The 19,319-nt window shown below is 73.3% G+C and carries 17 protein-coding genes and 1 pseudogene; 6 read left to right on the forward strand and 12 right to left on the reverse strand.

Annotated elements, in window-relative coordinates:
- Positions 1 to 109 precede the first annotated feature (109 nt).
- The 4 genes from ACZ51S_RS26530 to ACZ51S_RS26545 all read right to left on the reverse strand — a co-directional run bounded on the left by ACZ51S_RS26530 (position 110) and on the right by ACZ51S_RS26545 (position 5,184).
- Positions 110 to 1,066 (reverse strand): GlxA family transcriptional regulator, encoded by a 957-nt coding sequence (locus tag ACZ51S_RS26530; protein WP_388935237.1) that lies wholly within the window; start codon positions 1,064 to 1,066, stop codon positions 110 to 112.
- 79 nt (positions 1,067 to 1,145) lie between these two features.
- Positions 1,146 to 3,659, reverse strand: coding sequence for an aminopeptidase N (pepN, locus tag ACZ51S_RS26535; RefSeq protein ID WP_468803139.1), 2,514 nt, complete (start codon positions 3,657 to 3,659; stop codon positions 1,146 to 1,148).
- 125 nt (positions 3,660 to 3,784) lie between these two features.
- Entirely contained in the window at positions 3,785 to 4,105 is a 321-nt protein-coding gene (locus tag ACZ51S_RS26540) for a chorismate mutase (RefSeq protein WP_125817182.1), read from the reverse strand.
- 260 nt (positions 4,106 to 4,365) lie between these two features.
- A complete protein-coding gene (locus ACZ51S_RS26545) occupies positions 4,366 to 5,184 on the reverse strand; it encodes a serine protease (RefSeq protein WP_468477711.1) in 819 nt (272 codons plus the stop codon).
- Positions 5,185 to 5,389: 205 nt separating this feature from the next.
- On the opposite strand from ACZ51S_RS26545, the gene ACZ51S_RS26550 reads away from it, so the two are divergent.
- Positions 5,390 to 6,055 (forward strand): HAD family acid phosphatase, encoded by a 666-nt coding sequence (locus ACZ51S_RS26550; protein WP_468477712.1) that lies wholly within the window; start codon positions 5,390 to 5,392, stop codon positions 6,053 to 6,055.
- A gap of 181 nt (positions 6,056 to 6,236) precedes the next feature.
- Here the strand turns inward: ACZ51S_RS26550 and ACZ51S_RS26555 are convergent, their stop codons facing one another.
- From ACZ51S_RS26555 to ACZ51S_RS26570, 4 genes and pseudogenes are all read right to left on the reverse strand, one after another.
- Positions 6,237 to 6,944 (reverse strand): DUF4360 domain-containing protein, encoded by a 708-nt coding sequence (locus ACZ51S_RS26555; protein ID WP_468803137.1) that lies wholly within the window; start codon positions 6,942 to 6,944, stop codon positions 6,237 to 6,239.
- 42 nt (positions 6,945 to 6,986) lie between these two features.
- Positions 6,987 to 7,640 carry a DUF4360 domain-containing protein gene (locus ACZ51S_RS26560; RefSeq protein WP_468477714.1) on the reverse strand — a complete coding sequence of 218 codons (654 nt, stop codon included), beginning with the start codon at positions 7,638 to 7,640 and terminating at the stop codon, positions 6,987 to 6,989.
- A 1,140-nt stretch (positions 7,641 to 8,780) separates the two neighbouring features.
- Positions 8,781 to 9,690 (reverse strand): annotated as a pseudogene (locus ACZ51S_RS26565) (SDR family oxidoreductase).
- Between the two features lies 1 nt (position 9,691).
- A complete protein-coding gene (locus ACZ51S_RS26570; protein WP_468477716.1) occupies positions 9,692 to 10,489 on the reverse strand; it encodes an SDR family oxidoreductase in 798 nt (265 codons plus the stop codon).
- A gap of 56 nt (positions 10,490 to 10,545) precedes the next feature.
- Here ACZ51S_RS26570 and ACZ51S_RS26575 point away from each other — a divergent pair, with 56 nt between their 5' ends.
- The 5 genes from ACZ51S_RS26575 to ACZ51S_RS26595 are packed head-to-tail and all read left to right on the forward strand — an operon-like array spanning position 10,546 to position 14,994.
- Entirely contained in the window at positions 10,546 to 11,319 is a 774-nt protein-coding gene (locus ACZ51S_RS26575; RefSeq protein ID WP_468477717.1) for an enoyl-CoA hydratase family protein, read from the forward strand.
- Entirely contained in the window at positions 11,316 to 12,167 is an 852-nt protein-coding gene (locus ACZ51S_RS26580) for a CoA transferase subunit A (protein ID WP_468477718.1), read from the forward strand. Before ACZ51S_RS26575 ends, ACZ51S_RS26580 begins: the two co-directional genes overlap by 4 nt.
- A complete protein-coding gene (locus ACZ51S_RS26585; RefSeq protein ID WP_468803134.1) occupies positions 12,164 to 12,898 on the forward strand; it encodes a CoA-transferase subunit beta in 735 nt (244 codons plus the stop codon). The genes ACZ51S_RS26580 and ACZ51S_RS26585 overlap by 4 nt, the downstream gene beginning before the upstream one ends.
- A gap of 49 nt (positions 12,899 to 12,947) precedes the next feature.
- Positions 12,948 to 14,015, forward strand: a complete 1,068-nt coding sequence (locus ACZ51S_RS26590) for an NAD(P)H-dependent flavin oxidoreductase (protein WP_388936183.1) — start codon at positions 12,948 to 12,950, stop codon at positions 14,013 to 14,015.
- Between the two features lie 28 nt (positions 14,016 to 14,043).
- A complete protein-coding gene (locus ACZ51S_RS26595) occupies positions 14,044 to 14,994 on the forward strand; it encodes a tyrosine-protein phosphatase (protein ID WP_468477720.1) in 951 nt (316 codons plus the stop codon).
- Positions 14,995 to 15,093: 99 nt separating this feature from the next.
- Here ACZ51S_RS26595 and ACZ51S_RS26600 read toward each other — a convergent pair whose 3' ends face one another.
- The 4 genes from ACZ51S_RS26600 to ACZ51S_RS26615 all read right to left on the reverse strand — a co-directional run bounded on the left by ACZ51S_RS26600 (position 15,094) and on the right by ACZ51S_RS26615 (position 19,213).
- A complete protein-coding gene (locus ACZ51S_RS26600; protein WP_468477721.1) occupies positions 15,094 to 16,767 on the reverse strand; it encodes a DEAD/DEAH box helicase in 1,674 nt (557 codons plus the stop codon).
- A gap of 102 nt (positions 16,768 to 16,869) precedes the next feature.
- On the reverse strand, positions 16,870 to 17,073 hold the full coding sequence (locus ACZ51S_RS26605) for a cold-shock protein (protein ID WP_007263537.1): 204 nt from the start codon (positions 17,071 to 17,073) through the stop codon (positions 16,870 to 16,872).
- A 303-nt stretch (positions 17,074 to 17,376) separates the two neighbouring features.
- Positions 17,377 to 18,534, reverse strand: coding sequence for an acetyl-CoA C-acetyltransferase (locus tag ACZ51S_RS26610; RefSeq protein WP_468477722.1), 1,158 nt, complete (start codon positions 18,532 to 18,534; stop codon positions 17,377 to 17,379).
- A 16-nt stretch (positions 18,535 to 18,550) separates the two neighbouring features.
- Complete coding sequence (locus ACZ51S_RS26615; RefSeq protein ID WP_468477723.1) at positions 18,551 to 19,213, reverse strand: TetR family transcriptional regulator; 663 nt, start codon at positions 19,211 to 19,213, stop codon at positions 18,551 to 18,553.
- Positions 19,214 to 19,319 lie beyond the last annotated feature (106 nt).

Genomic DNA, 19,319 nt, shown 5'->3' on the forward strand with positions numbered 1-19,319 from the left:
CTGTTCGCGCCATCAGGTTCGCCTTCCGCGTCCGGCGGTGACAGGGGCGTGATCGCCACGGTTCGAAAGGATCTCGCCATCGGGCCTCCGTCCCTTTCGCGGGGGCCGGTCAGGTGCCGTGGGTGAAGGTGCGGCGGTATTCGGTGGGGGTGGTGTCGAGGATGCGCTGGAAGTGCAGGCGCAGGTTGGCGCCGGTGCCGAGGCCGACGTCGGCGGCGATCTGCTCGACGCCGCGTTCGGAGCGTTCGAGGAGTTCGCGGGCGAGGTCGATGCGGGCGCGCATGACCCATTGCATGGGGGTGTAGCCGGTGTCCTCGACGAAGCGGCGGGAGAAGGTCCGGGGGGATACGGCGGCGTGCTGGGCGAGGGCTTCGAGGGTGAGGGGTTCGCCGAGGCGGTGCAGGGCCCATTCGCGGGTGGCGGCGAAGCGTTCGCCGAGCGGTTCGGGGACGCTGCGCGGGACGTACTGGGCCTGGCCGCCGCTGCGGTAGGGGGCGGCGACCAGGCGGCGGGCGGCGTGGTTGGAGGCGGCGATGCCGAGGTCGCGGCGCAGGACGTGCAGGCACAGGTCGATGCCGGAGGCGGCGCCGGCGGAGGTGAGGACGCTGCCCTCGTCTACGAAGAGGACGTTCTCGTCGACGTGGACGAGGGGGTGTTTGGCGGCGAGGGCGCGGGCGTAGTGCCAGTGGGTGGTGGCCCGTTTGCCGTCGAGGAGGCCGGTGGCGGCGAGGGCGAAGGCGCCGGTGGAGATGGCGGCGAGCCGTGCGCCGCGGTGGTGGGCGGCGGTGAGGGCGTCGAGGACGGGGCGGGGCGGGTCGTCGCGGTCGGGGAAGCGGTAGCCGGGGACGAAGACGATGTCGGCCCAGGCGAGTGCGTCGAGGCCGTGGGTGACGTAGTACGAGAGGCCGTCGCCGCCGGTGACGAGTCCGGGTGCCGCTCCGCAGACGCGTACCTCGTACGGCATGCTCGCGCGGGTCGTGAAGACCTGTGCGGGGATGCCGACGTCGAGGGGTTTGGCGCCCTCGAGCACGAGGACGGCGACGCGGTGGAGGGGGGAGGACGGCACGGGACAAAGGGTACGCGGGTGGGCCCGTCGGGCGGCGGCGCGGTGCGGTGGCCGCCCGACGGGAGGGGCCGGGGCGGGGTCAGGCGCCGCGGACCCGCAGGGCGCGGGCGAGGTCGTCGAGCTGGTCGGTGAGGGCGCGGCGCAGCATCGGGATGATCTCGGGGTCCTGGAGGCAGGTGTGGCCGGCCCGGAGGTTGGCCCGGTCGACGGCGTGGGCGGGGAAGGCCCAGCGGCCGGCGGCTTCCGCGATGGCGGGGCCGCGGCGGGCGGCGAGGGCGACGGCGTCGGGGTAGTAGCGGGGTACGTAGTCGCGTACGAGGTCGGCCTGTTCGGGTTGCCAGAAGCCGTGGGCGGTGGCGGTGAAGAGGTAGTTGGACAGGGTGTCGTCGTGGAAGAGGCGCTGCCAGGCGGCGGCCTTGGCTTCGGGGGTGGGCAGGGAGGCGTGGCAGCGGGCGGCGCCCTGCCGGCCGGTGGCGCTGGGGTCGGCGGCGAGGGCGGCGTCGATGGCGGTGGCGTCGGCGGCGCCGAGTACGCAGAGGCGGGCGAGGATGCGCCAGCGCAGTTCGGGGTCGAGTTCGGGGCCGCCGGTGACGGTGCCGTCGGTGAGCCAGGCGGTGAGGGTGCCGGGCTGGGTGGCGCTGTCGATGAGGGCGCGTACGGCGGCGAGGCGCAGGCCGGGGTCGGTGCCGTCCTCGGTGCGGCGCAGGAGGGCGTGGGCGATGCCGGTGAGGGTGGTGAGGGCGGCGGTGCGCTGGTCGGGGGTGGTGTAGGCGTCGGCGATGTGGTGGCGGGCGAAGGCGAGGACGCCCTGGACGACGGCGAGGTCGGTTTCGTCGGGGAGGTGGGCTTCGGCGGTGGCGAGGTAGGCGGCGGGTTCGAGTTCGCCGTCGCGGACCATGTCGCGCAGGGAGCCCCAGACGACGGCGCGGGTGAGGGGGTCGGGGATGCGGGAGAGGTTGCGCAGGGCGGTTTCGAGGGAGGTGTCGTCGAGGCGGATCTTGGCGTAGCCGAGGTCGCCGTCGTTGAGGACGAGGAGGGCGGGGCGGGGGCCGGCGGCGGAGAGGATCTCGTCGGTGGGGACGTCGAGGTCGAGGAGTTCGGTGCGTTCGAGGGTGCCGTCGGCGGTGTGGTCGTAGGTGCCGGCGGTGATGCGGTGGGGGCGGCTGCCGTGGCGGTCGACGGTGAGGGTCCAGCCGCCGGTGCTCTCCTCGATGCGGGGGGTGAGGGTGTCGATGCCGGTGGTGCGCAGCCAGGTGTCGGCCCAGGTGTGGACGTCGCGGTCGGTGTGGGCGGCGAGGGAGTCCACGAAGTCGGCGAGGGAGGCGTTGGCGAATTTGTGGCGGGTGAAGTGGGTGTTGATGCCGGCGAGGAAGTCCTTTTCGCCGAGCCAGGCGACGAGCTGGCGCAGGGCGGAGGCGCCCTTGGCGTAGGAGATGCCGTCGAAGTTGAGGAGGGCGGAGGCGGTGTCGGGGACGTCGTCGGGGCCGGGGGCGACGGGGTGGGTGGAGGGGCGTTGGTCGGCGGCGTAGCCCCAGGGCTTGCGTTCCATGCCGAATTCGGTCCAGGTGCCGGTGAAGCGGGTGGCTTCGGTGAGGGTCTGGTAGCCCATGTATTCGGCGAAGGATTCGTTGAGCCAGATGTCGTCGAACCAGGCGAGGGTGACGAGGTCGCCGAACCACATGTGGGCCATTTCGTGGGCGATGACCATGGCGCGGCGCTGGCGTTCGGTGTCGGTGACGGCGGAGCGGAAGACGAATTCGTCGCGGAAGGTGACGAGCCCGGGGTTCTCCATGGCGCCGGCGTTGAATTCGGGGACGAAGGCCTGGTCGTAGGAGTCGAAGGGGTAGGGCTCGGCGAACTTCTCGTGGTAGCGGTCGAAGCAGGCGGTGGTGACGGAGAGGATCTCGTCGGCGTCGGCGTCGAGGTGGGGGGCGAGGGACTGGCGGCAGTGGATGCCGAAGGGCAGTCCGGCGTGGGTGGTGGTGACGCTGTGCCAGGGGCCCGCGGCGACGGCGGCGAGGTAGGTGGGGATGAGGGGGGTGGTGACGGACTGCCAGAGACCGGCTGCGGCGGTGTCGCCGGTGGCGGGGCGGTCGGTGACGCGGGTGGTGACGCTGTTGGTGAGGACGGTCCAGTGGGTGGGGGCGGCGACGGTGAACTCGAAGACGGCCTTCAGGTCGGGCTGGTCGAAGGCGGGGAAGACCCGCTGGACGTCGTCCAGGAACATCTGGGAGTAGACGTACGTCTCCCCGTCGGCGGGGTCGGTGAAGCGGTGGAGTCCCTCGCCGGTGCGGGAGTAGCGCATGCGGGCGTCGATGCGCAGCTCGTGGGGGCCGGGGGTCAGGCCGGTGAGGGGGAGGCGGTTGCCGGTGAGGGTGGCGGGGTCGAGGGGGGTTCCGTCGAGGGTGGCGGAGTGCAGTGCGTCCGGCTTGAGCTCGATGAAGGTGTCCGCGGCGGTGCGGGCGGTGAACCGGATGACGGTGGCGGATTCGAAGGTCTCGTCGCCGGTGGTGAGGTCGAGGCCGACGACGTAGTGGTGGACGTCGAGGAGCTGGGCTCGGAGCTGCGCTTCGTTGCGCGTCAGTGCGGTCATGGGGCCATGCTGCCGGATGGCCGCGGCGGCTCCCAGGGCAGGCGGGGCCGGGGGGCGGCCGGGCGTCCGCCGGGGCCGGGGGCGGCCGGGCCGGGGGTCGGCCCGGCTGCCGGCCCCGGTGGGTGCTACTCCTCGCCCGCGGCGATGGTCTCGTGGTGGCGGATGACCTCGGCGATGATGAAGTTGAGGAGTTTCTCGGCGAAGGCCGGGTCGAGTTTGGCGCTCTCGGCGAGCTGGCGCAGGCGGGCGATCTGGCTGGCCTCGCGGCCCGGGTCGGCCGGGGGCAGCTGGTGCTTGGCCTTGAGGTGGCCGACCTGCTGGGTGCACTTGAAGCGCTCGGCGAGCATGTGGACCACGGCCGCGTCGATGTTGTCGATGCTGTCGCGCAGGCGGGACAGTTCGGCGGTGACGTTCTCGTCGATCTCGTCGATGTCGCTGTTGTTCATGGTTCCCGAGAATACGTGGCGGGCGTCGCCGTCACCTCTGCCAGTCGGTCCGTGAGACGCGGGGTGCGGCCGGGGGCCCACGGCGGCGGCCGGGCGGGGGCGGGCGGCCCGCCATCGGGGCGGGGCCGGCGGTATCGGCCGGAGCTCCGGGGCCGGTGACGGTACCCGTGGCGGGGCCGGTCACGTGGTGGTGTCCGGGTGTCGCGCTCGTCCTTCCGGCCGGTTCCGTCCGGCCGGAAGGACGAGTGGAGGGGCCGGGACTACAGGGTGGCCGCCGCGGCCTTGATGTCGGCGGCGAAGGTGGACACCTCGGTGTACACGCCGGGGTAGCCGGCCCGGGCGCAGCCCTCGCCCCAGCTGACGATGCCGACCTGGATCCAGGCGTTGCTGCTGTCGCGGCGGAACATGGGGCCGCCGGAGTCGCCCTGGCAGGTGTCGACGCCGCCCTGGGAGTAGCCGGCGCAGATCTCTTCGCTGGGCACGAGGTCGTTGCCGTAGGCGCTCTGGCAGGACGCGTCGGAGACGAAGGGGACCTGGGCCTTCAGGAGGTAGCGCTGCTGGCTGCCGCCTTCGCGTGCGGCACCCCAGCCGGCGACGGTGAAGGTGCCGCTGTCGTAGGCCTTGGTGTCGGCGATCTTGAGGGTGGCCAGGTTGATGGGCTGGGCGAGCTTGATCAGGGCCCAGTCCTTGCCCTTGCCGTTGTAGCCGGGGGCCTGGAGCACCTTGGTGGACCTGACCTTGATCGCGCTGGAGCTGTTGAGGTCGACGACGCCGGCGGTGGCGGTGATGGAGGTGTTGTTGCCGGAGCCGCTGACGCAGTGGGCGGCGGTGAGGACGATCTGCTGGGTGTAGAGGGACCCGCCGCAGCCCATGGAGAGGCGCACCATGAAGGGGAACTCCCCCTGGGCGGCGCGGGTTCCGCCGACGACGGGGGTGGGTGAGGCGTTGGCGCCGGCGGGCTGGAGGCTGACGGCGGCGAGGGTGACGGCGCCGACGGCGAGGGCGCGCTTGACGATCCGGCCAAGGGTGGTCACGGTCAACACACTGCCTTTCGTGGGGGGTTGGGCTGTGCGTGCCATCGGGTGAATGACGCGTCCATGACACAACCGGCGGGACGGCGCCATCAAGACCGCCTTTTCGGACAAGTTCCGGCCCGCCGCCCGGGGGGACGGAACACCATTCATCGGGCGGCCACGAAAAGTTTCCTACCGGCCAGTAGACAGGGGTCCGGTTCTGGCCAACCCTGGTCAGTACATGTCAAGCCGTGACCGAGGAGCGCCCCCCATGCGCAGCACCCGCCGCATCCCCATGTCCCGTACCGCCGCCGCCGGCGTGGCCGTAGCCTCCGCCGTGATGACGCTGCTGCCGGCCACCGCCGCCGAGGCGGCCCCCGCTGCCGCCCCGGCCGCGGTCACCGCCTCCGCACCCGGCGGCAACGCGGCGATCCTCGGCATCGACTACGCCACCTGGCAGCGCGACGTGGCCGCCGTCATCGACGCCGCGCGCCCCGCCATCGAGCAGCGCATCGCCGCCTCCCCGGCCGGCGAGAAGCCCGCGATCGTCCTCGACATCGACAACTCCTCGCTGGAGACGGACTTCCACTGGTTCTGGACCTTCCCCACGCCCGCCATCGAGAAGGTGCGCGCGCTGACCCGGTACGCGGACGACCGGGGCGTGGCGATCTTCTTCGTCACCGCCCGCCCCGGGATCGTGTACTCCCTGACCGAGCACAACCTGAAGGCCGTCGGCTACCCGGTCGACGGGCTGTACGTACGGGACCTGCCGGCGCTGTTCGAGCAGGTCAGCGCGTACAAGACGGCCAAGCGCGCCGAGATCGAGGCGCGCGGCTACACGATCATCGCCAACATCGGGAACAACGAGAGCGACCTCGTCGGCGGCCACGCCGAACGCACCGTCAAGCTGCCGGACTACGGCGGCAAGCTGTCCTGACCTGGGCGGCCCGACCGGCCGCACCGGTTGGCGCCGCGGTCGGCGGACAACATGGTGGGCCGGCCGCGGTTCAACGCGCCGGCGTAGCGGGTAGTCATATGGCAACGCACGAGTGAGACCGCGGGCCCGACCCCTCGCCAGGGGGCCGGGCCCGCGGCCTTTTCGCGCTTGCCGACAAGTCCTAGCCCTTCGGGCCGCCGCCGGGGCAGACCTGCCAGGCGAGGTGGTAGAGGGTGTTGACACTGGCGTCGGTGGAGTCCATGGCCATGAAGCTCGTGGAGGTCTGCGGGTTGGAGGTGCCGGCGTTCACGCGCAGTTCGGTGTTGATGTTGAAGTTCCGCTTTTCACCGCACGGGGCCCAGACGAGGTCGGCGTATTCGGTCTTGTCGCTCGTCTGCCAGTTGTCGTTGAGGGGGCCGGTGAACTGGTGGGTCCGCTGGGACGTCTGCGGCATGCCCTGGAAGTAGTAGCTCGCCCTCTCCTGGCCCCAGGCGCCGGGCTGGAGGAACGCGAATCCGCGGTAGTCGGCCTGCACGATGGCGTAGGTGAAGCCGGACGGGACGTGGACGCGGAGATTGAGCTGGCAGTTCTTGCGGAAGGCGGTCGGCGGGGCGCCCGGCCCGACCTGCGCCATGTAGTCGCTGTAGGTGACGGTGAAGGCCGTGTTGTCGGGGGCGACGGCGACCTGGGCGGTGCCTTCGCGGCAGCCGGAGCCGTTGACGGTGGCGAGTTCGATCACGATCTTGTCGGGCGGGGCGGTGATCGGGCCCCCGGCCACGGCGGGAGTGGACGCGGTGACCAGGGCGGCGGCCGCGGCGCCGGTGAGCAGGACGCGGGTGCGGGTCCGGGAACGGGTGCGGGTGCGGGTGCGGGACAGGGGCTGAGACATCGTTGTCACTCCTGACCTCCGGATCGGTCTCTGGCGCTGGCGTCAGCTGGCGGGGCATTCCTTCCACTCGAAGTGGTAGACGGTGCTGACGCTGCCGTCCGTCGAGTCCATGCTCATGAAGCTCAGCGCCTGCGGGCTCGACGTGCCCGCGTAGACCCGGAGTTCGGTGTTGACGTTGAGATTGCGTTCCTCGCCGCAGGGGGCCCAGACCAGGTCGGCGTACTCGGTCCGGTCGCCGGCCTGCCAGTTGTCGGTGAGGGGGCCGTTGAACTGGTGGGTGGTGCGGGCCGTCTGGGGCTCGCCCTGGAAGTAGTAGTTGGCGCGCTCCTGCCCGTAGGCCCCGCGCTGGAGGTGGGCGAAGCCGCGGTAGTCGGCGCGGGCGATGGCGTACGTGTACCCCTGGGGGACGTGGATCCGCAGGGCCAGCTGGCAGTTCTTGCGGAACTCGGTGCCGCCGGAGCCGCCTCCGGTCTGCGCGAGGTAGTTGCTGTACGTGACGGTGAAGGCCGTGTTGTCGGAGGCTGCGGCGACGTTGGCGGTGCCCTGGGGGCAGCCCGAGCCGTTGACGCCGACGACGTCGACGGTGACGCGGCCGGGCGGCGGGACGTAGGACGGGCCGGCATGGGCCTGGGCGGGCAGGGCCACGGCCGACACCACCGCGACGGCGGCACCGACGGCCATTCTGCGGAGCGGCATGTTCGGTTCTCCCTTTCAGGGGGACGGGAACGTCTGCCGGATTCGGCGTGCACATGCCATCACGCCGGCACCGGGCGGGGAGGACGGGATACGGCCAAGGCCGCCGTCGCCCGCACCGCGCCCCTTTCCTGGCCGGAACGGGCCCGGCCCGGCCCGTGTCCGGGCCCGCCCATCAGCGCGCCTGCGAACGGGCCGCTCCGCCACGGCCCCGCATGATGGCCCTTTCGGTACACCACCCACCCGGGCCCCGACCGGCCCACCGCGCGGGGCGCCCCTGGCACCGGCCGCCGCCGCGCGCGTTCCGGCTCCCCGGACCCGGGGCTCAATCCCGAACCCCCGAACCCGTACGGTCACCCGCGCCCGCGCCTCAAAGTCGCCGTACGGGAGGGCCGTTCGCAGCTCGGGGAACGAGCGAAGGGAGGGGGCGCGGCAGGCCCCCGCACGGCCGGACCACACCACAACGCCCCGTCAGGCCGCGCCGGGGGCCGGACGGGACCGGCCCACGCGGAAGCCCCCGGACAGGTCCGAACCCGCGCAGGGCTGGACCGCACGGGCCGGACCATCCGGAGCCGGCTGACCGAAGCCGGCTGACCGGGGCCTGATACGGCCAGACCCCCGCCCAGCCGAACCTCGCGACGGGCGCAGGCGGACGGCGAGCCGGACCACGCCCGGCAAGGCAGCCGGAGGCCGCACGGATGGACCCTCGCGGGGCCGGCCCCGGCAACCGCCGAGGCTGACGTCCGGACGGGCGGGACCAGATCCCGCAGGGGCCGGCCCCTCGAACCGCCGGCCCGCGCAGGGCCACGCTGCCCCTGGGGCCCGGCGGCCCCGGCGGCCCCGGGGAATCGCGGGACCCCCGGGGCCGGGAGCGTCGACGCCCGGGTCGCGGCGGGTCCACTCGGCGCCGGGAGCCCGGGCCCCGCGGCCAGGAGCCCTCCGCAGCCGCCGCCGGGCGCTGCCCCCGGACACCGGAAGCCCGAGACCCGTCGTCGGAGGCCCTCCCCCGGCTCAGGCCGCGCCGCGTGCGTTCCCTCACCGGGAGGGTCGACGCCCGGCCCCGGCGCGGGCCGGTCGGCGCGACACCCGGCACCGCCCCCACAGGCCCTCCACCATGCACCCCCGGGGCCAGCGCCACCCGGCCTACCGGGCTCCGTACACCGGGAGCGGTGGCTGCGATGCCGCCAGGAGTTTCGCCGCCGCCTCGCCCGCTTCCGACGGGGTCCAGCGGGCGCCGCGGTCGGTGGTGGGGCCCGGGCGCCAGCCCTCCATCACCGTGATCCGGCCGCCCTCCGCCTCGAACACCCGCCCCGTGACCCCCGCGGAGGCGTCCGAGCCGAGCCACACCACCAGCGGGGACACGTTCTCCGGGGCCATCGCGTCGAAGGCGCCTTCCCCCGGCGCCGCCATCGACTCGGCGAAGGTCTCCTCGGTCATCCGGGTCCGCGCCGCCGGGGCGATGGCGTTGACCTGGACCCCGTACCGGGCCATCTCGGCCGCCGCCACCAGGGTCAGGCCGAGGACGCCCGCCTTGGCCGCGCTGTAGTTGCCCTGGCCGACGGAGCCCAGCAGCCCCGCGCCCGAGGAGGTGTTGACCACCCGGGCGGCCCGCTGCCGCCCGGCCTTCGCCTCGGCCCGCCACCACGCGGCCGCCGACCGCAGCGGCAGGAAGTGTCCCTTCAGGTGCACCCGCATCACCGCGTCCCAGTCGGCCTCCCCCCAGGTTGACGAGCATCCGGTCCCGCAGGAACCCGGCGTTGTTGACCAGGGTGTCCAGCCCGCCGAAGGAGGAGACGGCGCAGTCCACCAGCGAGGCCGCGCCCCCCTCCGACGCGATGTCCCCGCCGTGCGCCACCGCCTGCCCGCCCAGCGCCCGGATCTCCTCCGCGACCAGCGTCGCCGGGCTGTCGGGCCCGGGCCGCCCGTCGACGTCCACGCCGAGGTCGTTGACGACCACCCGTGCGCCCTCCGCCGCGAAGGCCAGGGCGTGGGCCCGGCCCAGTCCCCGTCCCGCGCCCGTCACGATCACCACGCGTCCCTGCGCGATGCCCATCTCAGCTCGCCTCCCCGACCGTCGCCTTGTTGACCGTCGCCGCGTCCAGGAACGCCGGGCGCTCCCCGCCCCCGTGCACCAGCAGGCTCGCGCCGCTCACGTACGCCGCCCGGTCCGAGGCCAGGAACACCGCCGCCTCCCCCACGTCGGAGGGTTCGGCCAGCCGGCCCAGCGGCACGGTGGCGCCGACCGCCGCGATGCCCGCCTCGTCCCCGTAGTGCAGGTGCGCCAGCTCGGTCCGCACCATGCCCAGGACCAGCGAGTTGACCCGTACCCGGGGCGCCCATTCCACCGCCATCGAGCGGGCCAGGCTCTCCAGGCCCGCCTTGGCCGCGCCGTAGGCGGCCGTACCGGGCGAGGGGCGGGTCCCGCTGACGCTGCCGATCATGACGACCGAGCCCCGGCTCTCGCGCAGCCACGGGTAGGCGGCGAGCGAGGCCGTCATCGGGGCCACCAGATTGAGCTCGACGACCCGCGCGTGCCGCTCGGCCCCGCCCTCGCCCCCGCCCCCGCCCTCGTCCAGCAGCCGGTACGGGGTGCCGCCCGCGTTGTTCACCAGGCAGTCGAGCCGCCCGTACCGGCCGGCGACCGCGTCGAAGAACTCCCGTACGGCGGCCCCGTCGCGCAGGTCCACGGCGGTGAAGGCGGCCTGCCGCCCGTCCGCCACGACCGGTTCCCGCGGCTCCCGCCGGGCGCAGACGACGACCTCCGCCCCGGCCGTGAGGAACGAGCGCGCGATCCCGGCGCCCACGCCCCGGGTTCCGCCGGTGACGACCACGACCCTCCCCTTGAGCTCCATCGGCTGCTACCTTCCTCGCCTAACAAATGTTTGGTGGAAAGGTAGCTGATCCGCTCATGGGTGTCTCCACCTCCGGCCCCGCCAAGGGCATCGCACTCGTCACGGCCGACTTCCCGCCCGTCAACGCGCTCCCGGTCCAGGGCTGGTACGACCTCGCCGACGCCCTGCGCGCGGCGGGCCGCGACCCCGCGGTGCGCTGCGTGGTCCTGGCTGCCGAGGGCAGGGGCTTCAACGCCGGGGTCGACATCAAGGAGATGCAGCGCGACACGGGGCACGGCGCCCTCGTCGGCGCCAACCGCGGCTGCTACGAGGCCTTCGCCGCCGTGTACGAGTGCGAGGTGCCGGTGGTCGCCGCCGTGAACGGCTTCTGTCTGGGCGGCGGCATCGGCCTCGTCGGCAACGCCGACGCGATCGTGGCGGCCCAGGACGCCGTCTTCGGCCTGCCCGAGCTCGACCGGGGCGCCCTCGGGGCCGCCACCCACCTGGCCCGGCTCGTCCCGCAGCACCTGATGCGGGCCCTGTACTACACCTCGCGCACCGTCACCGCCGCCGAACTGCACGCGCACGGCTCCGTCTGGAAGGTGGTGCCGCCCGAGCGGCTGCGGGACGCCGCCCTGGAGCTGGCGGCCGAGATCGCGAAGAAGGACGGCTACCTGATCCGCCTGGCCAAGGCCGCCATCAACGGCATCGACCCGGTGGACGTGCGCCGCAGCTACCGCTTCGAGCAGGGCTTCACCTTCGAGGCCAACCTCAGCGGGGTCGCCGACCGGGTCCGCGACACGTTCGGGAAGGGCTCCGCCCCCGGGAAGGAATGGGGAGACACCGCATGACGGACAAGAGCATGACCCTCGAAGAGGTCGTCGGGCAGCTGCGCAGCGGGATGACCCTCGGCATCGGCGGCTGGGGCTCCCGGCGCAAGCCGATGGCCCTGGTGCGGGCACTGCTCCGCTCGGAGGTCACCGATCTCACCGTGGTCTCGTACGGGGGCCCCGATGTCGGGCTGCTGGCCGCCGCCGGCCGGATCCGCAGACTGGTGGCCCCCTTCGCCACCCTCGACTCCATCGCCCTGGAGCCGAACTTCCGGGCCGCCCGCGAGCACGGGACCCTCGCCCTCACCGAGTACGACGAGGCCATGTTCATGTGGGGGCTGCACGCCGCCGCGAACCGGCTCCCGTTCATGCCCGTGCGGGCCGGCCTCGGCTCCGACGTGATGCGGGTCAACCCCGAACTGCGGACCGTCACCTCCCCGTACGCCGACGGCGAGGAGTTCGTCGCCGTCCCCGCCCTGCGCATGGACGCGGCCCTGGTCCACCTCAACCGCGCCGACCGGCTCGGCAACGCCCAGTACCTGGGCCCGGACCCCTACTTCGACGACCTCTTCTGCGAGGCCGCCGACACCGCGTACGTCTCCTGCGAGCAGCTCGTCGAGGGCGCGGAGCTGGCCAAGGCGGGGCCGCCGCAGTCCCTCCTCGTCAGCCGGCACTCCGTCACCGGGGTCGTCGAGGCCCCGAACGGCGCGCACTTCACCTCCTGCGTGCCGGACTACGACCGCGACGAGGCCTTCCAGAAGCTGTACGCGTCCACCCCCTGGCCCGAGTTCGCCGCCCGCTTCCTGGCCGGCGCGAGCGAGCACGACTACCGGACCGCCGTCCGGACCTGGCACGAGGAGCAGCAGTGACCGCCGCGACCGCCACCCGACCGGAGTACTGCGTCATCGCCTGCGCCGAGGCCTGGCGGGACGACGGCGAGGTGCTGGCCAGCCCGATGGGGCTGATCCCCTCCTTCGGCGCCCGGCTCGCCAAGCGCACCTTCGCCCCCGACCTGCTGCTCACCGACGGCGAGGCCATGCTGGTCGGCCTGGACGGTACGGCCGAGGGCTGGCTGCCGTACCGCCGCCACCTGACGATGGTCACCGGCGGACGGCGGCACGTGATGATGGGCGCCAGCCAGATCGACCGGTACGGCAACCAGAACATCTCCTGCATCGGCGACTGGGAGCGGCCCTCCCGCCAGCTCCTCGGGGTGCGCGGCGCGCCCGTGAACACCCTGAACAACCCGGTGAGCTACTGGATCCCGAGGCACTCCCCCCGGGTGTTCGTCGAGCGCGTCGACATGGTGTGCGGGGTGGGCCACGACCGTGCGGAGGCGGCCGGGGTGACCCGCTTCCACCGGCTGCCCCGGGTGGTCAGCGACCTCGGGGTGTTCGACTTCGCCGGCCCGGGCCGCTCGATGCGGCTGGTGTCGCTGCACCCGGGCGTCACGGTCGGGCAGGTCCGCGCGGCGACCGGGTTCGAGCTGGCGGTCGCGGACGGGGTCCCGTACACGCGGGAGCCGAGCGCCGGAGAACTGCGGCTGATCCGCGAGGTGATCGACCCCCGGGGCCTGCGCGACCGGGAGGTCCGGGTCTGAGGCGTCGGGGACGGGGACGGGGAGTGGCGGAAGGGCGGTGACGGGGACGGTGGAGACGGCGTTGACCCGGCTGGTCGGGGTCCGGTACCCGATCGTGCAGACGGGCATGGGCTGGGTGGCCGGGCCGCGGCTGGTGTCGGCGGCGGCGAACGCGGGGGCACTCGGCATCCTGGCCTCGGCGACGATGACGGTCCCGCGGCTGCGGGCGGCCGTGCGGGAGGTCCGGTCGCGTACGGACGCGCCGTTCGGGGTGAACCTGCGGGCGGACGCCGGGGACGCGGCCGAGCGGGTGCGGCTGGTCATCGACGAGGGGGTGCGGGTGGCCTCGTTCGCGCTCGCCCCTTCCCGGGAGCTGATCGCGCGGCTGAAAGATGCCGGGGTGGTGGTGATCCCCTCGGTCGGGGCGCGCCGGCACGCCGAGAAGGTCGCGGCCTGGGGTGCGGACGCGGTGATCGTGCAGGGCGGGGAGGGCGGCGGGCACACGGGGGACGTGGCCACGACGGTGCTGCTGCCGCAGGTGGTCGACGCGGTGGACATCCCGGTGGTGGCGGCGGGCGGCTTCCGTGACGGCCGTGGGCTGGTGGCGGCCCTGGCCTACGGGGCGGCGGGCATCGCGATGGGTACGCGTTTCCTGCTGACCTCCGATTCCACCGTCCCGGACGCCGTGAAGGCCGAGTACCTGAAGGCCACGGTCAAGGACGTCACCGTCACCACGGCCGTGGACGGGCTGCCGCACCGGATGCTGCGCACCGAGCTGGTGGCGTCCCTGGAGCGGTCCGGCCGTGCCGGGGCGCTGGCCAGGGCGGTCCGGCACGCGGCGGGTTTCCGGAGGCTGTCGGGCCTGAGCTGGACGCGACTGGTGCGCGACGGCCTGGCGATGAAGCACGGCAAGGACCTGTCCTGGAGCCAGGTCCTGCTGGCGGCGAACACTCCGATGCTCCTGAAGGCGTCCATGGTCGAGGGCCGTACGGACCTCGGTGTCATGGCATCGGGCCAGGTCGCGGGGGTGATCGAGGATCTGCCGTCCTGTGCGGAACTCGTCTCCGGCGTCATGGCCGAAGCACAGCAGGTACTCGAAGCACTGCACTCGCTCCGCACCCTGCCACCACCAGGGTGATCCCCTTCTCCGTTACGGGAGTCGCACGATGAGCCGTGCCCGAACCCGCCTGGCCACCGCGGCGGTCGTCGCCGCCCTCGCCCTCGGGGCCCTGCCCGCCTCCGCGTACGCGGCGCCGGCGGACGGCGCCGCCTCCGCCGGGCACCCGCACCACCGTCCGGCGCAGCACCGGGACCCGCTGGCGGAAACGATCCGTCAGATCCCCCTCCAGGGCGCCGTCAACGTCCGGGACGTCGGCGGCTACCGCACCTACACCGGCGGTCAGGTCCGCCAGGGGCTGGTGTACCGCTCCGACGCGCTGAGCAGGCTGACGGCGGCCGACGTCACCGCCGTCGCGGGTCTCGGCCTCACGAAGGTCGTCGACTTCCGCATCCCGCTGGAGCTCCAGTACGACGGCGCCGACCGGCTGCCGTCCGGGCTCTCCGTCACCTCCCGTCCGATCAGCGACCTGGGGCTGTACGGCACCCTGGTCGGTGCGATCACCGCGGGTGACCCCGTCAAGCAGGAGCAGATGCTCGGCGGCGGGCGCGCCGAGGCGTACATGCGGGACATCTACCGCACCTTCGTGACCAGTCCCGAGAACCGGACGCAGCTGGCGACGACGCTGCGGGAGATCGCGGACGGGAGCCAGGGCCCGCTGCTGTACCACTGCACCTCCGGCAAGGACCGGACGGGCTGGCTGAGTTACGTCCTGCTGCGCGCGCTGGCCGTGCCGCAGGAGACGGCCGAGCGCGACTACCTGGCCTCGAACACCTTCCGGGCGGCGTACGACGCCCAGCTGCGCGCGGTGCTCAAGCAGTCGGGGCGGATGCAGAACCCGGACCTGCTGATCCCGCTCCAGGAGGTCCGCCAGGACTACCTGGACGCGGCGACGGGACAGCTGGAGGCCGACTACGGGAGCTTCTACGGCTACCTGACGGAGGGGCTGGGCCTGGACTTGCGGACGCTGGTGAAGCTCCAGGACAAACTGGTCCGGTAGCCGCCCGGCAACCCTCCGGCAGCCGTCCGGGGCCGGACGTGCCGACGCCGGGCGGCACGTGCTGCGTGCCGCCCGGCGTCCTTGCCGTCGTGCCGGGGGTCAGACCGCCCGGCGGCGGCCCTGGCCGCCGGTGCCGACGCGGCTGCGCGCGGAGGCCGCGGCTGCGCCGCCGGAGACCGAGCCGCCGGAGCGGCGTCCCTGGGCGGGGGCACCGCCGGTGCCCTGGCCGCCGCCCTGGCCGCGGCGGGCCTGGCCCGAGCCGGAGGCGGTGGCCTGCCCGGAGGCGGCGCCGCCGGATCGCCGGCCGCGACCGCCGGCCGCGGGGGCGGAGCCGGTGGCGGAGCCGCCGCGGGGACCGCCGGAGCGGCGGCGCGAGGAACCGGATCCGGAGCCCGAGCCGGTGCGCTTGGGCTGCGGGGGCTGCGGCACCTCCAGTACGACGGGGATGCCGGAGGGCTCGCGGGCGCCGGTGAGGCGGGACAGTTCCGCGTCGGAGGACTTGACCTGCGCGGTGCGCGGGCTGATCCCGGCGTCCGACATCAGGCGGGTCATGTCCCGCTTCTGCTCGGGCAGGACCAGGGTGACGACGCTGCCGGACTCGCCGGCGCGGGCGGTGCGGCCACCGCGGTGCAGGTAGTCCTTGTGGTCGGTCGGCGGGTCCACGTTGACGACGAGGTCGAGGTCGTCGATGTGGATGCCGCGCGCGGCGACGTTGGTGGCGATCAGCGCGGTGACCTCGCCGGTCTTGAACCAGTCCAGGGTCCGGTTGCGCTGCGGCTGGGAGCGCCCGCCGTGCAGGCCGGAGGCGCGGACGCCGTCGGCGAGCAGTCGCTTGACCATGCGGTCGACCCCGCGCTTGGTGTCCACGAACATGATCACCCGGCCGTCGCGGGCCGCTATGCGGGTCACCACGGCCTTCTTGTCGGTCTCGTCCATGACGTACAGGACGTGGTGCTCCATGGTGGTGACCGCGCCGGCCGACGGGTCGACGGAGTGGCCGACCGGATCGGTCAGGAACATCTTGACGAGCTTGTCGATGTTCTTGTCGAGGGTCGCCGAGAACAGCATGGTCTGGCCGCCGGGCTCGACCTGCTTGAGCAGGGCGGTGACCTGCGGCATGAAGCCCATGTCGGTCATCTGGTCGGCCTCGTCGAGGACGGTGACGGAGACCTGCGAGAGGTCGGCGTCGCCGCGGTCGATGAGGTCCTTGAGGCGGCCGGGGGTGGCGACGAGCACCTCGGCGCCGCGGCGCAGGGCGCCGGACTGCCGGTTGATCGACATGCCGCCGACGACGGTCGCGATGCGCAGGTTGACGGCCGTGGCGTACGGGCTCAGGGCGTCGGTGACCTGCTGGGCCAGCTCGCGGGTCGGTACGAGGACCATCGCGAGCGGCGCCTTGGGCTCCGCGCGGCGGCCGGCGGTGCGGGCGAGCAGGGCCAGGCCGAAGGCGAGCGTCTTGCCGGAGCCGGTGCGGCCGCGGCCGAGCAGGTCGCGGCCGGCGAGCGAGTTCGGCAGGGTGGCGGCCTGGATCGGGAACGGCTCGGTCACACCCTGGGCGGCGAGGGTCTTCAGCAGCGCCTCGGGCATGTCCATGTCCTCGAACGCGGCGACCGGCGGGAGGGCCGGGGCCTGCGGTTCGGGCATGGTGAATTCCTGGGGCCGGGCGACGGGTGCGGACTTCTGCCGTCCCGCGCCAGCCTTCGGACGTCCCTGGGCCGCACCTCGGCCCCGAGTGGGGCGGCGGCTGGGTCGTGCGGAGCTGGAGCTGGTCATGCGGAAAAGCCCTCCTGAAACCGGCAGGTCGAACAAACGGTGGAGACAGCAGACAAGCCGGGGCCCGCACCGTGCGGTGCGGACCCCGGCATGCTGAAGAACTTAGGCGGGGAGGATGTTCTCCGCCTGGGGGCCCTTCTGGCCCTGGGTGACGTCGAACGTCACGCGCTGACCCTCGGTCAGCTCACGGAAGCCCTGGGTGGCGATGTTCGAGTAGTGGGCGAAGACGTCCGGGCCGCCACCGTCCTGCTCGATGAAGCCGAAGCCCTTTTCCGAGTTGAACCACTTCACGGTACCGTTAGCCATTTGGATCTCCTGAATAGGCGGCAAGGGCCCCATCCGGGAGATTCCGGGAAAAACAATAAAAGCGCCTGCGGAGCAATCCCGTCAGGCGCACATAATGTTCATGGGTACCACAACTGCAACGGCTCCAAAGCTAGCACACCTCCGGCCCGCCCCGCTGCGACCTGCGCCACTCGAACCGCGGCGCGGCCGCGGCGGGGCCCGCCCCGAGCCGGATCACGACCGGATCGAGGCCTGGTCAGAGCCGGATTCGGGGCCGGGTCAGAGCGGGATCGGGGCCGAGACAGTGCGGGGTCAGAGCCGGGGTCAGAGCCGCTCGATGATCGTCACGTTCGCCTGCCCGCCGCCCTCGCACATGGTCTGGAGCCCGTAGCGGCCGCCCGTGCGTTCCAGCTCGTGCAGCAGCGTCGTCATCAGCTTCGCGCCCGTCGCCCCCAGTGGATGACCCAGGGCGATGGCGCCTCCGTTGACGTTGACCCGGTCCGGGTCGGCGCCCGTCTCCTTCAGCCAGGCCAGCACCACCGGCGCGAAGGCCTCGTTGATCTCGACCAGGTCGATCTCGTCCAGGGTGAGGCCGGTCTTCTTCAGGGCGTACGCGGTCGCCGGGATCGGGGCCGACAGCATGCGGACGGGGTCCTCGCCGCGGACCGACAGGTGGTGGACGCGGGCGCGGGGCGTGAGGCCGTGCTCGGCGACCGCCCGTTCGGAGGCGATCAGCAGGGCGGCGGCGCCGTCCGAGACCTGGGAGGAGACGGCCGCGGTGATGGTGCCGCCCTCGACGACCGGCTTCAGGGCGGCCATCTTCTCCAGGGTGGTGTCCCGGCGCGGGCCCTCGTCCACCCGGACCTCCCCGTAGGCGACGGTCTCCCGCCGGAAGCGGCCCTCGTCGATGGCGCGGACCGCCCGCCGGTGGGAGCGCAGGGCGAACTCCTCCATGTCCCGCCGCGTGATCCCCCACTTCTCGGCGATGAGCTGCGCCCCGTGGAACTGGTTGACCGGTGCGTCCCCGTACCGGGCGCGCCAGCCGCGCGATCCCGCGTAGGGGCCCTCGGTGAGGCCCAGCGGCTCGGCGGCCTGGCGGGAGGCGAAGGCGATGGGGATCATCGACATGTTCTGGGTGCCGCCCGCGACGACCAGGTCCTGGGTCCCGGACAGGACGCCCTGCGCGGCGAAGTGCACGGCCTGCTGCGAGGACCCGCACTGCCGGTCCACCGTCACCCCGGGCACCTCTTCCGGGAGGCCCGCCGCCAGCCATGCCGTGCGGGCGATGTCGCCGGCCTGCGGCCCGACGGTGTCCAGGCAGCCGAAGACGACGTCCTCCACGGCGGCCGGGTCGACCCCGGACCGCTCGACCAGCGCCTTCAGGACGTGCGCGCCCAGGTCGGCGGGGTGCACGGCGGACAGGCCGCCGCCGCGCCGCCCCACGGGGGTGCGTACGGCGTCGACTATGTAGGCCTCGGGCATGGCGGGCTCCTCCGGGTCAGGGGCGTACGGCGATCCCGTCCAGCACCATCGACAGGTACTGGCGGGCGATCTCCTCGGGGCTGTGCCGGCCGCCCGGCCGGTACCAGGACGCCGCGACCCACACCGTGTCGCGGACGAAGCGGTAGGTGAGGCGGATGTCGAGGTCGGCACGGAAGACCTGGGCGTCGACCCCCCGCTCCAGCGTCCCGAGCCACGCCTTCTCGAACTTGACCTGCGAGTCGGAGAGGTAGTGGAAGCGGGGCTGCGCGGAGAGGGTGCGGGCCTCCTTCTGGTAGATCGCGACGGCGGCGCGGTGCCGGTCGATCTCCCGGAAGGACTCGGTGACGAGGGCCTCGATGGTCTCCCTGGGGCCGAGGCCGGCGGCGAGGACGGTGTCGTACCCCGCCCACAGCTCGGTCAGGAAGGCCGAGAGGATCTCGTCGAGCATCGATTCCTTGGAATCGAAGTGGTAGTAGAGGCTGCCGGCGAGCATCCCGGCGGCGTCGGCGATCTTGCGGACGGTGGTGGCGTTGTAGCCCTGGGCGGCGAAGACCTCCGCGGCGGTGGCGAGGAGTTCCCGTCGGCGCTCCGGTGAGGCGGTCACCTGCGCCTTCTTCTTGGCGCCCGGCTGGGCGTCGGGCTGGGCGTTCGGCCGGGCGTTCGGCTGGTTCGTTGGCACGGGCCCATTGTCGGCCTAGGTCCTGTCGTCAAAGTAGCGCCGGTCAGGCCTGCGGCGTCCGGTGCCGTGCATCGCAAGGCGGAGGGGCGCCCGAGTACTGGACGTA

It is taken from the genome of Streptomyces sp. NPDC034043 (genome assembly GCF_055575675.1).